Source organism: Natrinema pallidum, from assembly GCF_005890195.1.
GTDB classification, from domain to species: domain Archaea; phylum Halobacteriota; class Halobacteria; order Halobacteriales; family Natrialbaceae; genus Natrinema; species Natrinema pallidum.
On the sequence record NZ_CP040637.1, the window covers coordinates 1,545,522 to 1,559,716 of the forward strand.

Here is a 14,195-nt window from a genome sequence, read left to right on the forward strand (position 1 = left end):
GAATAACACTTGTTGGGGACGGTATGACGCGCTGATAGGCCCGGAAAAGAAAATTTCAAATTCGTCGGGAGTTGGTCTCGACCTATGGGATTTATTTCAGACAGGAGGCGAATATACAACAGCACCAGAAACGAAAGGCAGCAGATACCCTCAGAGTCCGGAACAATCTCCAATTATCAGCACCGATAACCGCGGCTGACAATTTATGTAGTGGCGAGAACAGGCGTTTCGTATCCATGGATTTCGCTCGACGGTTGGTACCGACAGCTATCCGACGCAGATACGCGGTCAAGTTCGGGATCGCGCTGCTCATTCTCGGATTGTCTGTCGGGCTGATCGGATTCGTTGCGACAGGGGCAATCGCCGATCAGGTGGAGAATCGGGTGCAAAGCGATCACGCTTCCGCCGCCGGACAGGAAGCCCAGAGCATGCAGATGTGGAACGAGCAAAACGAGCACACGGTCGGGATGATCGCCCGATCCGACGTCGTCGCCAGCGACGACCCGGCTGCGATCGAACGGCGTTTCCTCGACTGGCAAGAACACTTAGACGCCGATACGTTCGATATCTCCTACGTCAATCTGGACAACCGAACCGTGACCGCGAGTACGAACGAGGCCTATCGCGGGACACCGGCGGCCGATATCGATAACATCCCGAACGAAGCCTACGAGGACGCCTCGAAAACCGTTCCGTGGGTCTCGGACGCCTATATCGCCGAAGGGGAGTTCGGCCAGAACACGACCGTCCTCACGTACGTCCAGCGCTCTGCCGACAACGAGAACCGAGCGGTCGTCTACACTGCTGATCTCGAGGCGTACGCGAGCCAACTACAGGACGATGAGGGTGTCACGACGGTGATCCTCGACGGTGAGAACGACGTCATGCTTGACAACGCCGACTACGGTGAGAACCACCAACTGTTCGGCTACACCTACAACGACGGCAACGGCCTCGCCAAGAGCGCACGGACCGAGGGCGCAACCACGCAGCAGGTCGCCGGCTCGTCGCTCTCGCTGGGCGATTACGACCTCGGTGAGGACAGCGACGAGTACGTCGCCAGTTCCGCCCGCGTGTTCGGGACCGACTGGGTCGTCCTGACCGTCGAACCCGCCGACCAGGCACTCGGGTTCGTCAACAGCGTCAACCAGTGGGGACTCGTGGCGACGATTCTCGGGGTCGTCATGATCGGCGCGGTCGGTGCAGTCCTGGGCCGAAACACTGCCGTCTCGATCGATCGGCTCACCGACAAGGCCAGCGAGATGGAGGACGGCAACCTCAACGTCGACTTCGAGACCAAACGGATCGACAACATCGGCCGGCTCTACGACGGGTTCGGCTCGATGCGTGATGCCTTGCGCGAACAGATCGAAGAGGCCGAAGCCGCCCGCATGGAGGCCGAACGCGAACGTGAACGCGTCTTGGAGATCAACGATCACCTCGAGGACAAGGCCGCGGAATACTGCGCGGTCATGGGTGAGGCCGCCGATGGGAACCTCACCGCCCGTGCGGACGTCGAAAGCGACAACGAACAGATGCAACAGATCGGCGAGGACTTCAACGAGATGCTCGACGAGATCGAGCAGACCATCGCCGAACTCAACCGGTTCGCGACCGACGTCGCGACCGCCTCCGAGCAGGTGACCGCCTCGAGCGAGGAGGTTCGATCCGCCTCCCAGCAGGTCACCGAGTCGATTCAGGAGATTTCCGACGGTGCGGACCGACAGAACGACTCCCTCCAGTCGGTCGACCAGGAGATGAGCGGCCTCTCGACGACGACCGAGGAGATCGCCGCGTCCTCGAACGAGGTGGCCGACATCGCGGAGCGGACCGTCGACACCGGTCGGGAAGGGCAGGAAGCCGCTCAGGCGGCGATCACTGCCATGGACGAGATCGAGACCGAGGCCGGCGACGCCGTCGCCGAGATCCGTCGTCTCGAGGAAGAGGTCCAGCAGATCGACGAACTGATCAACACGATTTCCGAGATCGCCCACCAGACGAACATGCTGGCGCTGAACGCCAACATCGAAGCCTCCCGCTCCGCGGGCGGCAGCGACGACGAAGGGTTCTCCGTCGTCGCAAAGGAAGTCAAGGCGCTCTCCGAGGACGTCGCCGAAGCGGCCGACGAAGCCGAGGACCGACTCGAGGCGATCCGCAAGCGGACGGAAACCTCCGCTGCCGAAGTCGAAGGTACGAGTAGCGACATCGAAACCGCCAGCGATCGGGTCGAGGAGGCGGTCAAGGCGCTCGAGGAGATCGCCGACCTCGCTCAGGAGACCAACATCGGTGTACAGGAGATCTCCGCAGCGACCGAAGAGCAGGCCGCCTCCACGCAGGAGGTCGTCGCGATGGTCGACGACGCCGCGACGATCTCCGAGGAGACGACGGCGGAAGCCGAGAACGTCGCCGCCGCGGCCGAAGAACAGACCACCGCACTGACCGAAGTCACGAAGTCCGCCTCGAGCCTCTCCGAACAGGCCTCGCAGCTTTCCGAAGCGCTCGACCGGTTCGACACTGATGTCGACCACGTCGACCTCGACTTCGAATCGACGTTCGACGTGGACGCGGAACTGGATGCGCCCGCGGCGATTGACGACGCTGCGGCCGACGGCGAGTCGGCCGAGGAGGGTCAGGGCATCACGTTCGACGCCGCAAGCGAGCAGGACGACTCCGACGAGACCCTCACGTTCGACGAAGCGGACGGGGACGCCCACGAACTCGAGGAGGACGCGGACGCGGACACTGCCGATGCCGACCGATCGACGGAGACCGCGTTCGATTCCGAGGCGTCGGTCGACGATCCGATCGATCACGCCGGTGACGATTCGGCGACCGGCAGTGGAGCCGATGGCGACGCGACCGAGGAACTCGGTGCCGAAGAGATCCTCGGAATCGAGGGGAGCGAAGACGACGAGTCCGACGCGATCGAGTCGACCGACGCGACCGAGTCGACCGACGCGACCGATCCGCTCGCCGATGACACCGTCGGAGCCGATAGCGACGGGACGACGGATACGACCGATCCACTCGCCGACGACGCCTTCGGAGCCGACGGTGACGAGACAACGGACGCGACCGATCCACTCGCCGACGACGCCTTCGGAGCCGACGGTGACGAGACGACGGACGCGACCGATCCACTCGCCGACGACGCCTTCGGAACCGACGGTGACGAGACGACGGATACGACCGAGTCGACCGGCCCGACCGACCCGCTTGCCGACGACACCCCCAAATCCGGCGGGGACGACACGGCAGACATCGCCGAGTCGGCCGGTGACGAACCGGACGCCCAACCGCTCGGATCGGTCGACGACGGTGGCCATGCGGAGACCGACGACGAATCGGCCGCCGACGAGACTCCTGCGGCCGACGACCTCGAGAGCGACGAGACTGACGAAAGCGACGGGGCCGACGAGGACGACGAAGACGACGACGTGTTCACGTTCGGCGCGACCGACGAGGAGTAATCGTCCGATCGGACTCGGGGAGGCCGTCGATCCGGTTCGATTCTCGAGATGATCGTCAACAGCCATCGTCGGTATCGTTCGCTACCTTTTTGACTGCCGTCTAGAAAGGAATCGGCATGCTTACAGTGCGGGCACCCGCAACGAGCGCGAATCTCGGGAGCGGCTTCGACGTGTTCGGCGTCGCTCTCGGAACGCCCGCCGACGTGGTTCGGGTCGAACGAGCCTCGCGAACGACGATTACGGTGACCGGGGCCGGAAGCCAGTACATCCCGGAAGACCCCGCCAAGAACACGGTCGGCGCAGTCGCGGAGGCGCTCGACGCCCCCGCACGAATCCGGATCGACAAGGGCGTTCGGCCGTCCTCGGGGTTGGGATCGTCGGCCGCGAGTGCCGCCGCCGCCGCCGTTGCACTGAACGAACTCTACGATCGGGGCCGCTCTCGTGCGGAGCTCGTCCCCGTCGCCGCCGAAGGCGAAGCGCTCGTCTCCGGAGCAGCACACGCGGATAACGTCGCACCCTCGCTGCTCGGTGGCTTTACCGTCGCCACCGACGACGGTGTCACGCACGTCGACGCGTCGGTTCCCGTCGTCGCCTGCCTGCCGGATATCTCCGTTTCCACGCGTGATGCGCGCGGCGTCGTTCCCGATGCAGCCTCGATGGACGAGGTCGTCGACACCGTCGGCAACGCCGCCACGCTGACCGTCGGGATGACGCGGGACGATCCAGTTCTCGTCGGCAAGGGTATGGAAGACGAGATCGTCACGCCCGAACGCAGCACACTGATCGACGGCTACGAGAGCGTTCGCGAGGCCGCTCTCGAGGCGGGTGCGACCGGCGTCACGGTCAGCGGGGCCGGCCCGGGAATGCTCGCGGTCTGTCACCGCCGCGACCAGCGGGCAATCGCCTCGGCGATGGTCGACGCCTTCGACGCGGCCGGCGTCGAGAGCCGCGCCTATCAGACCGCGATTGGCGAGGGCGCGACGCTGTACCGGGACGGCTCGTAGCCGGATGGGGACGCGAACCGACGCCGCGCTCGCGCTGCTCGTGCTCGCTGCGGTCGCGAGTTTCGCGGTCCACGCCGACGTAACGCCGTCACTGATTTTCCTGATCGTCGGCGGTGCTGCGACGGTCTCCTTCGAACTCCTCGCCGCTCGAGCGTACGAGACCGTCCGGCAGTATTGGGAACGGCGGAGCGTCCAACTCGCGTCCCTCGCGGCGGCGATCGGCGGTGCCGCCGTCGGCACTCGAGTCGCGCCGGTGCTGGTACTGTCGCTGTGCTGTGGTGCGACGATAACCTACCTGGTCGTTCTCGCGCTCCGCCGAACGGGCATCGTCCCGCGGCCGCAGACGTGGTGGTAGCAGGGGCTCGGCTCGAGCGCGCGGCCGGCTGCCAGCGAGGGCGGAGTGAGGACCGTCGGAGCGGGAGAGAACAAGCGTGGTTGCCGAGCGGTCGGCGGTCAAAGCGCCGGGTCGAAATCGGCGTCGTCAGTTAGACGCCACGGCCCTGCATCTTTTCGTCCTCGGGGAGGTCGACGTTCGCGTCGCCTTTCATGCTCTTGCCGAGGTTCTTCGAGATCTCCGCGAGCGTCTCGGGGTCGTCCCAGTTGTTCGTCGCCTCGACGATCGCCTCGGCCATCTCGGGCGGGTTCTCCGCGCCGAAGATGCCGCTGCCGACGAAGATACCGTCGCACTCGTGGTGCATCATGAGCGCGGCGTCGGCCGGCGTCGCGATGCCGCCCGCGGCGAAGTTGACGACCGGGAGTCGCCCCATCTCGGCGGTCTCGTGGACCAGCTCCGCGGGCGCTTCGATCTCGCGAGCGAAGGCCTCCCGTTCCTCGTGGCTCATGCCCTCGAGTTTCCGGATCGCGCCCTTGATCGTGCGCTGGTGGTGGACGGCCTGATTCACGTCGCCGGTACCGGCCTCGCCTTTCGTCCGGATCATCGCCGCACCCTCGTCGATCCGGCGCAGGGCCTCGCCGAGGTTGCGCGCCCCACAGACGAACGGGGCGGTAAAGTCGCGCTTGTCGATGTGGTAGGCGTCGTCGGCGGGAGTAAGCACCTCGCTCTCGTCGATCATGTCCACGCCGACGGCTTCGAGGATCTGGGCCTCCTTCGTGTGCCCGATACGGGATTTACCCATGACCGGGATCGAAACCGACTCGACGATCTCGGCGACGTCGGCGGGATCGGCCATCCGAGCGACGCCGCCGCGCTTGCGGATATCGGCGGGCACGGCTTCGAGCGCCATCACTGCAACCGCGCCGGCCTCCTCGGCGATACGGGCCTGCTCGGGGTCGACGACGTCCATGATGACGCCGCCTTTCTGCATCCGCGCGAAGCCGCGTTTGACGAGATCAGTCCCGCGCCGCAGTTCCTCGAGATCGGTGTTTTCGGCCATACTGACCGGTTAGGAGCCCCGCCACTTACGCGTTTCTTTGGGCCCGATGCGGCCGCCGGAGCCAACGGTTCCGCGGGCCCACGGAACCGGCGTCGGACCGACCGCTCACTCGACCAGCCGCTCGCCCTCGAACAGGCGGGCGCGGACGTCCGCGCCGTACAACCGTGCGAGCGGCCGTCGCCACAGCCCGAGTTCGCGGGCCAGCGCCGGGGGAATCGAGAGCCGCGTCCCGACGCCCGACCCGATCGCGACGTCGCCCCGAATCCGAGCCGTCGTCCGCACGAGAGCCCCATCTGTCGTGGTGTAACTGGTCAGCGTCCAGTCGCGCGCTCGCGGCTCGAGCCGGGGACGAGCGACCTCGAGCCGGATGGAGTCGTCCCCATAGCGGCCGCCGTCGACGACAGTACGGATCCCGTCCGGGCCGTCAGTCACCGTGATGGCGGCCAGTTCCTTGGGATACCCCCAGATCTCGCGCCCGAGCGCGACCGACGGCGCGGTCGTCACCGGGAGCCAGTGGACGTAGCCGCCGAGTTCGCTGCCCGCGAGCTGTGCGAGCGGGCGGGTCGTTCGACTCCCACGGACCGCCGGAACGATGACCGCGAACTCGTCGTAGGGATCGAGTTCCGTCCCGTCTCGATCGCCGCCGACCCGGTGGTACTGGATCCCGACGAGGGTGACACAGCCGACGCCAGGTGCGATCGCGAGCGCGGAGAGTCCATCCGGAAGCGCTGTCTCGAGCCGGCCGCGACGCGCGGGGACGGTCGTGCCGCCCATCGCGAACGACAACTCGAGCGGGAGGGACACCTCGTGGCCGGTCGAGAGTCGCGAACGTGATCGTTCGTCGGCCGTCGTCATCTTGCTGTAGCGAGGAAACCCCGCCCCTTGGGGCGGGGAGGAATCGCGTTCGTTCGTTCCTCAATTCGCCCTGTTACGGCTTCCCGGTGTCCAACGCTTCGACACCTTCGAGCATCAGCCCCTTCCAAGTGTAGCCGCGCTTGTCTTTGATCGCTTTCAGTCGCTCGTACTGTTCGTCGTCTACCTCGAATCTGATTTCCGTACCCATACATACGTGTACTATCCGTGTGGTTTACGTGGGTTGCGGTCGTAGCCTGTACTGTCGAATGGTCGCTAAAACTACCGCCACGAAAACGCTCGAAGCTACGCTCGCGCCACCCACTACGGGCAAAGAGCAACGTCTCGAGCGTACTGTGGCGACTTACCGCCGCGCCCTCGAGGATGCCTTCGAGAGTGGCGCGGATACGCAGAACGCAGTCAACGATATCGTCACGCCGTACACGCTCACGTCCTACGCTAAAGACGCCCTCAAGAACTACGTCCCGCAACTCCGCCGGACGTACAACGCCTCGGAACTCGAGGACGATCACCCGGTTCGATTCACGAACCGTGGCTTCCAGATCGATCACTCCGACGAGCGTGCGTACGAGTTCTGCTGGCGCGTTCCACAGGCCGGACGTGGCAACGCCTTCTGGATTCCGCTTCGAATTAACCCCGAGCAGGAATCGCTGTGGTTCGACCTGCTTAACGGCGATGTGTCGGTCGGTGAGTTCCGACTGCAACAGCACCGAACGAACTGGGTGCTGCACGTCGCCATCGAGTACGACATAGCTGAACCAGAGACGCCGGACGATCCGACTCGAATCGGTTTCGATATTGGCGAGTCTAAGCTTCTGACGGGCTGTGCCCGTCAGAACGGCACTCCGACCCAACCATACATCTACGACGGCGGCCGTGCGCGAGCACTCCGCAAGGAGATGTACACCACGCTGAAGCGCCTCCAAGAGCGCGATGCCGCACAGTGGCGAATCGACGAACGCTTCGGCCACTACCAGAACGCGCTGACTGATATCGTCGAGAAGGCGTCTCGCGAAGCCGTCGAGTACGCCGAGTCTTTCGAGGACCCGGTAATCGTGCTCGAGGACTTGTCGTACATCCGCGAGAACTTGGACTACGGGAAGTACATGAACCGACGCTTGCACTCGTGGGCGTTCGCTCGCCTCACCGACCGCATCAAGGACAAGGCTCTTGAAGCCGGTATTCCGGTCGAGTTCGTGAACCCACGCTACACGAGCCAGACCTGCCACGAGTGCGGGCACATCGGAAGTCGTGGGTCGCAAGCCGAGTTCAAGTGTACGAACGCGGAGTGTTGGGTCACGGAGTATCAAGCAGATATCAACGCGGCCGCGAACATCGCCGGTCGCTTTGACCCGTGGGGAGAGAGTGTTCCTTGGAAATCGGAACGCGATGACTCGCCTCGGGATGGGAGCCGTTGTGACACGGCCACAGGACACCGCACGCCGAGTCGGCAATCCCGACAGACGACGCTTGCGGCGTTTCAGTCCTGAAACCCCATCGACGCGAGGCTTCCCTTGTAGGAAGCCCCGCCGTTTACGGCGGGCGAGGATGTCACAGTCGGGTAGTACTGCGGGCGTGCTCGTAGTAGTACGGGTCGCGGGCGGTGCGATAACCGCTACTGTTTTGCGGGTTCCGGCCGTCGCGCCGGACGATGACCGCGTCGACTCGGATGGCGGATCACGATCGTGCCGACGACGAGTCGCTCCCATCGTCCCTCGCCCCGGTTCCGACGACGCTCGAGGACCTGGGGCTGCGGTTCGCGTGGCTCGTCGTGGCGATCAACCTCGCGGGAACGGCCTTCGGGTTCTGGTACTACTCCGGACAGTTCACCGAGACGACGGCCGCGCTCTGGCCCTGGGTCCCCGACAGCCCGCTCGCGACGCTGTTCATCGCGCTCGCGATCGCCGCGTGGAAGCTGGGTCGCGAACAGCCGTGGCTCACGGCACTCGCATTCGTCGGGAACGTCGTACTCGGTCTCTGGACGCCGTATACGCTCCTCGCGTTTGCGGACGCCTACGCGTACCTCCCCCCGCTGATGTACCACTTCCTCTTCTGGAGCCACCTCGCGATGGTGGTCCAGGCGCTGGTCCTCCACCGGATCAGCGACTTCCCGGTGTGGGCCGTCGCCGTCGCCGCCGTCTGGTACTGGAGCAATCTCATCGTCGACTACTTCATCCCCGTCGTCGGCGACCCCCACCACACGATCATCCCGGTCGGGCGGGAAACGCCCATGTTCCTCGAAGCCGACGCGCTCGGCGTAATCGCTGCGGGCGAAGTGACGTTCGTCCTCCTGGCGCTGTTCCTCGCGCTCGCGATCCGGGCGAAAAAGTGCGAAGCCGCGTGACGCCGAGCGGCGCGCCGATCAGCGAGGGCGCTTGCTCCCGCGTGTCGGGACCAGGAACACACCGCGTTTCGGCGGGCACCGTACTCGCAGACGGGACGGCGACGCTACTCGAGGATGACGACCGCCGACTCGGTCTCGAGCATCTCGCCCGTGCCCGAATAGGTGCGCTCATACTCGACCTCGAAGAGGTCCGCGCCGAGTTCCTCGCCGGCGACGCGAAGCACACCCGCATCCTCGTCGATCTCGTAGTCGCCGGTCTCGATTCCGGCGTCGATGTCGCCGACTTTCGACCCGTACTCGGGGCCGAGCGTCGAGTAGTCGAGATCGATCGCGGCGACCGCGGTCGTGATCTCGGGCTGGTCCGCGAGCACGGTGAGGTCCTCGACGTGCATCACGTTCCGGATCGCGTCCTCGAAGCCCTCGATGGGGCCGTAGACGGCCACCGACTCGAGGTCGGCGTTCAGCGGGAGTTGGTTCTCGCTCTTGGAGCGGCGCAGCGCGGAGATAACCTCCATGGCGGTCTCGCCGGCCTCGAGATCGGCCTCGTACCCCTGTGGGGCGGGCCAGTCCCGGACGTGGATGCTGCTGTCCTCGAGGGCCGCGGTCTCGTCTACGTACACTGCCTGCCAGATCTCCTCGGTCACGTGAGGCAGGAACGGGGCCCACAGTTCGAGGAAGGTCCGGTGGGCCGTCCGCAGCGCGTACTGCGTCGACGGGTTGTCTTCGCGCGTCTTGGCGATCTCGAGGTAGTCGTCACAGAAGGTGTTCCAGAAGAAGGTTCGCAGGCGGTCGCGGGCCTTCGCGAACTCGTAGTTCTCGAGGTGGGCCGTGAGGTCCGCGACGGCGTCGTCGAGTTCCGCCAGCAGCCAGCGGTCGATCGCCTCGAGCTCCGCGGGCGCGTCGGGATCGGCGGGCGCGAGCGTGTCGACGAGCTTCGAGGCGTTCCAGAGCTTGCGCAGGAGCTTCTCGCCGGCGGTGAGGTCTTTCTCCTGATACGGGAAGTCGTCCCCGACGGCAGCGCTGGCGGCCCAGAAGCGGACGGCGTCGACGGGGTAGTCCGCGAGCACCTCGTCGGGTTCGACGACGTTGCCCCGCGATTTGGACATCTTTTCGCGGTTTTCGTCTAACACGTGGCCGTTGATCATCGTCGCGTCGAAGGGGACCTCGCCGGTGTGTTCGTAGCACTTGACGATGGTGTGGAACAGCCAGAACGAGATGATGTCGTGGCCCTGCGGGCGGAGATCGAACGGGTAGAGTTCGGGGCTGTCCATCGTGAACTGCTCGGCGTCGGCGTCCCAGTCCCAGCCCGCGTTGATCAGCGGCGTCAGCGAGGAGGTCGCCCACGTGTCGAAGACGTCCTCCTCCGCCTCGAACTCGTCGTGGCCACAGTCGGGACAGGTATCGACTGGAGGGTCGTCGCTCAGTGGATCGACCGGCAGCGCCTCCCGCTCCGCCATGATCGGCTGGTCGCAGTCCGCACAGTACCAGACCGGGAACGGAATCCCCGAGTCGCGCTGGCGTGAGATCAGCCAGTCCCACTCGAGGCCCTCGATCCAGTGTTGGTAGCGCGCAAACATCTTCTCGGGGTACCAGTCCATCTCCCGGCCGGCCTCGAGGTACTCCTCTTTGTGATCCAAGATTTCGACGTACCACTGCTTGGAGACGCGGTACTCGACGGCGGTGTCGCAGCGTTCGTGGACCTGGACGGCGTGGGTGATCTCCCAGCGGTCGCGCAGGGAGCCCTCGTCGTCGAGATCCTCGACGATGGCCTCGCGGGCTTCCTCGGTGGACATCCCCTCGTAGTCGCCGGCCAGCTCGGTCATCGTCGCGGACTCGTCGATGGCCACGCGCAGCGGCAGGTCGTGGGCCTGATACCACTCGATGTCGTTCTGATCGCCGAAGGTACAGCACATCACGACGCCGCTGCCCTTCTCCATGTCGACGCGCTCGTCCTCGATGATCGGCACCTCGTGGCCGAAGATCGGAATGCGAGCGGTCTCGCCAACGAGGTCCTGGTTCTCCTCGTCGTCGGGGTGGACGAAGACGGAGACGCAGGCCGGGATGAGTTCGGGTCGCGTCGTCGAGATGACGAACTCGTCGCGGGGTGCGTCCTCGCCGACGAGTTCGAACGCGATGTCGTTGAAGTGCGAGCCGCGCTCGTCGTCCTCCATCTCGACCTGCGAGATGGCCGTCTCGCAGTCGGGACACCAGATCGCCGGTGCCTTCTTCCGATACTCGCGTCCCTTCTCGTGGAGGTCGAGGAAGGACAGCTGGGAGACCCGCTGCACGCGGGGTTCGATCGTCTTGTAGGTGTTGTTCCAGTCGATCGAGGTCCCGAGGTTCTGCATCTTTTCGGTAAACTCGGCCTCGTATTCCGCACAGACCTCGCGGCAGCGTTCCTGGAACTCGCGGCGCTCGTAGTCCTGATGGCGGATGTCGAGTTCGGACTCGGTCAAGCGCTCGCTTGCGATCCCGTTGTCGTCGTAGCCAAAGGGAAAGAGCACGTCGCCGTCGTGCATCCGCTGGAACCGGGCCGCGAAGTCCTGCAGCGTCGAGCCGTAGAGGTGGCCCATGTGCAGGCTGCCCGACACCGTCGGCGGCGGCGTATCGATCGAGTAGACGGTGTTGGGGTCCCGTTTCTCGTCGCCGTCGTAGGCGTAGACGTCCGCGTCGATCCAGCGCTGTTGCCAGCGCGACTCGACCGCTTCGGGATCGTAGCCCCCCTCGAGGGTGGGTTCGTCGTCCGCTTGCTCCCGTGAATCCATGCTCATGCTCTCACCGCCCGTCGCGGGCGTCGTCGGTACGTCGTCCGGCTGTGCAGTTGACTGTCGTCCATAGAGGGGTCGTTGCTCGGTGAATACTGGTCGGCGACAATACATCCGTCGAAACGGGGTGGGGAATGAGGGGCTATGGAGCCCCTACGAAAACGGCGTCTCGCGGGCCGTCGAACGGCCGAACCGCCGCCGCGACGCACTGAGACATACGTACTGCTTGCCCGGCGACCGGTGTTAGGTGTTTCGTCGTGCCGCCCGAGACGCGGAGGCGATCGTCCCAAGCGGCCGACGTCTCGTCGTCCTCGTCGCGGTGCTGGTCGGTATCGGTGCCGCCACGTCGAATCGACTAGTCGCCGGTCCCATCGTCCGAGTGGGCGCGCACCCACAGCTCGCCGATCCGCGAGAGCCGGGTCCGATAGGACTTGCCGTGTTCCTCACGTTCGATGTAGCCCTTGCCGCCGGGGCCCAGCCGATCGACGTTGTAGATCACCTTCGACCGGAAGCTATCGGTGTACTCCTCGTTCAACTCGCGGGCCAGCGACTCGGCGAGTTCCGAGACGGAGTCGAACTCGCCGTCCTCGCCGAGTTTGTACAGAATGAGCTCCTCGAAGGGCTTGACGTTCGAGAAGGAGGCGACCGGCAACTCGACGATGTGCTTGCCGTCGATCTCCTTCGCGCCGATGGTCGTCCCGCGCTCGTCGAACTCGGCTAAGAGGTCGCGGGCGCTCTCGAGGCGGCTCACGATCCGGTCGTCCGCGAGTCCGTCGTCGTCCCGCTGGAGGTCCTCGAGCAGGGCGATCTGTTCGCGCAACTCCTCCGCGAGTTCGGTCTCCAGGTACTTCTCCGGGGCGGTGTAGTAGGTGTGGATACCCTCGCGGTCCTCCTGGCGTTCGACCATCAGCGAGTGGGCGGCGTTGGCGAAGGCGAAACTCACGGTCCGGGGCATCGCGGCAACGTTGACCCAGACCTCGTTACCCGAGTCGAGTTCCGCGGTGATGAGTTCGTAGGCCTGCTCGAAGGCGTCGTCGTAGTCGTAGACGTCTTCCAGAACGAACCGCTCGGTCTCGGCTCCGAGCAGGTTCTTGAAATCCGTCTCGAGTTTCTTCGAGAGGTGCCGCGAGTACTCGACGTTGGCCTCGCTGCCGACCGCGCCCTCGAGGAGGATGACGCTGTCGACATCGATCTGATCGCGGACCAGCGGCGCGATCAGCCGGTCGTAATCGAAGCCGACCGGGACGATGTGGGTTTGCATACGTGGTACGTGGGTGGGTGCTTATAAAAAACACCAGTTTCAGTACCGGTGTCGAAACGCGACCCGGACCGGCTCGAGGCCGGGGACGGACCAATACAGCGGACGAACGCGCTCAAAACGATCACCGAGCCGTCTCGGGGCTACGTAAGGCAACGCTCGACCACGCTATTCGAGCAGCGGCATGACGATCCCGAACACGAACGGCGACGCGAATCCGATGGCGAAGCCGAGCAGCGTCAACGCGAACAACAGGGTGTTCTCCCACTGGGGAAGCGATCCGAAAACCGCGTGTCCGACCAGTTCGCTGCCCGCACCGACGACGAAGAGGGCGAGCCCGAGAAAAAAGCCCCCTTTCGTCAGCTCCGAATAGCTGCGACCATTATAGTGTGCCATAGTTGGAGATCGATAGTCGATCAATTAACTATTTCGACGGCGGCCGACTCAGCCGTCGGTCGCGTCCTCGAGTTCCAGCCCCCGGAACAGGTCGACGATCGCCTCGCGGTCGCGGGCCGGATCGACATCGAGGGCGGCCGCCAGCAGCGCCGCGTCGGCAGGCCCCTCGAGCGGGAGGAGCCCGCCGGCCATCACGTACGTGTCGGCGGTCGGCCAGACGGCGACGTGGGCTTCGGCATCGATCGTTGCGGTTCCGTCACCGACGGCAGCGCCGTCGACCGCCGCCTCGATCGGATACGCGGCCTCGAGGACGGAGAGGTGGCCGACGGCCCCGTCGGGCCGGTCGATGTATTCGGTCGCGCGTTCCGCACCGACCTCGATGCCGTCGTCCGCAACCGTGTCGACGAACTGCTCGCGCGCTTTCGGAGCCGCCACGTCGAGCGCGTCGGCCGCTGACAGACCGATCGTCGACAGGGAGGGACTGATATCGAGCGCGACGGTGAACAGCGACCGCACCGGAACGTCCCGGCCTCCGCGGAGGCGCTCGAGCGCGTCGGCGGTCGGCCGGTGTTCGAAGACGGCCGTCTCGGCGGTGACCGTCGCCAGCGAGAGGCTGCGTTCGTCGGTTCGGCTCCCGAGACGACGCCAGTCGTCGGCGACCGCGGGCGGCAGGTCGATAGGCATTCGTCAG

12 protein-coding genes are annotated in these 14,195 nt (G+C 65.3%); 5 read left to right on the forward strand and 7 right to left on the reverse strand.

From position 1 onward, the window contains the following. Window positions 1-236: 236 nt before the first annotated feature. The 3 genes from FGF80_RS07635 (at window position 237) to FGF80_RS07645 (ending at window position 4,829) form a co-directional block, all read left to right on the forward strand. A complete protein-coding gene (locus FGF80_RS07635) occupies window positions 237-3,470 on the forward strand; it encodes a methyl-accepting chemotaxis protein (protein ID WP_138653173.1) in 3,234 nt (1,077 codons plus the stop codon). 116 nt (window positions 3,471-3,586) lie between these two features. Next, a complete protein-coding gene (locus tag FGF80_RS07640) occupies window positions 3,587-4,474 on the forward strand; it encodes a homoserine kinase (RefSeq protein ID WP_138653175.1) in 888 nt (295 codons plus the stop codon). A gap of 4 nt (window positions 4,475-4,478) precedes the next feature. Next, complete coding sequence (locus tag FGF80_RS07645; RefSeq protein WP_138653177.1) at window positions 4,479-4,829, forward strand: hypothetical protein; 351 nt, start codon at window positions 4,479-4,481, stop codon at window positions 4,827-4,829. 130 nt (window positions 4,830-4,959) lie between these two features. Here the strand turns inward: FGF80_RS07645 and pdxS are convergent, their stop codons facing one another. The 3 genes from pdxS to FGF80_RS19765 all read right to left on the reverse strand — a co-directional run bounded on the left by pdxS (window position 4,960) and on the right by FGF80_RS19765 (window position 6,931). After that, a complete protein-coding gene (gene pdxS, locus FGF80_RS07650; protein ID WP_138653179.1) occupies window positions 4,960-5,868 on the reverse strand; it encodes a pyridoxal 5'-phosphate synthase lyase subunit PdxS in 909 nt (302 codons plus the stop codon). Between the two features lie 105 nt (window positions 5,869-5,973). Next, complete coding sequence (locus FGF80_RS07655) at window positions 5,974-6,723, reverse strand: acetoacetate decarboxylase family protein (RefSeq protein ID WP_006185897.1); 750 nt, start codon at window positions 6,721-6,723, stop codon at window positions 5,974-5,976. A gap of 73 nt (window positions 6,724-6,796) precedes the next feature. Further along, window positions 6,797-6,931 carry a hypothetical protein gene (locus FGF80_RS19765; RefSeq protein ID WP_269150347.1) on the reverse strand — a complete coding sequence of 45 codons (135 nt, stop codon included), beginning with the start codon at window positions 6,929-6,931 and terminating at the stop codon, window positions 6,797-6,799. Between the two features lie 58 nt (window positions 6,932-6,989). On the opposite strand from FGF80_RS19765, the gene FGF80_RS07660 reads away from it, so the two are divergent. Then, complete coding sequence (locus FGF80_RS07660; RefSeq protein WP_138653181.1) at window positions 6,990-8,231, forward strand: RNA-guided endonuclease TnpB family protein; 1,242 nt, start codon at window positions 6,990-6,992, stop codon at window positions 8,229-8,231. 161 nt (window positions 8,232-8,392) lie between these two features. Beyond that, window positions 8,393-9,085 (forward strand): DUF1405 domain-containing protein, encoded by a 693-nt coding sequence (locus tag FGF80_RS07665; RefSeq protein WP_138653183.1) that lies wholly within the window; start codon window positions 8,393-8,395, stop codon window positions 9,083-9,085. Window positions 9,086-9,189: 104 nt separating this feature from the next. Here FGF80_RS07665 and FGF80_RS07670 read toward each other — a convergent pair whose 3' ends face one another. The 4 genes from FGF80_RS07670 to FGF80_RS07685 form a co-directional block, all read right to left on the reverse strand. Further along, complete coding sequence (locus FGF80_RS07670; RefSeq protein ID WP_138655501.1) at window positions 9,190-11,850, reverse strand: valine--tRNA ligase; 2,661 nt, start codon at window positions 11,848-11,850, stop codon at window positions 9,190-9,192. A 355-nt stretch (window positions 11,851-12,205) separates the two neighbouring features. Beyond that, entirely contained in the window at window positions 12,206-13,111 is a 906-nt protein-coding gene (locus FGF80_RS07675; RefSeq protein WP_006185900.1) for an HFX_2341 family transcriptional regulator, read from the reverse strand. A gap of 165 nt (window positions 13,112-13,276) precedes the next feature. Then, window positions 13,277-13,504, reverse strand: coding sequence for a DUF7860 family protein (locus FGF80_RS07680; RefSeq protein WP_006185901.1), 228 nt, complete (start codon window positions 13,502-13,504; stop codon window positions 13,277-13,279). A gap of 48 nt (window positions 13,505-13,552) precedes the next feature. Then, window positions 13,553-14,188, reverse strand: a complete 636-nt coding sequence (locus FGF80_RS07685; RefSeq protein ID WP_138653185.1) for a hypothetical protein — start codon at window positions 14,186-14,188, stop codon at window positions 13,553-13,555. Between the last annotated feature and the right edge of the window lie 7 nt (window positions 14,189-14,195).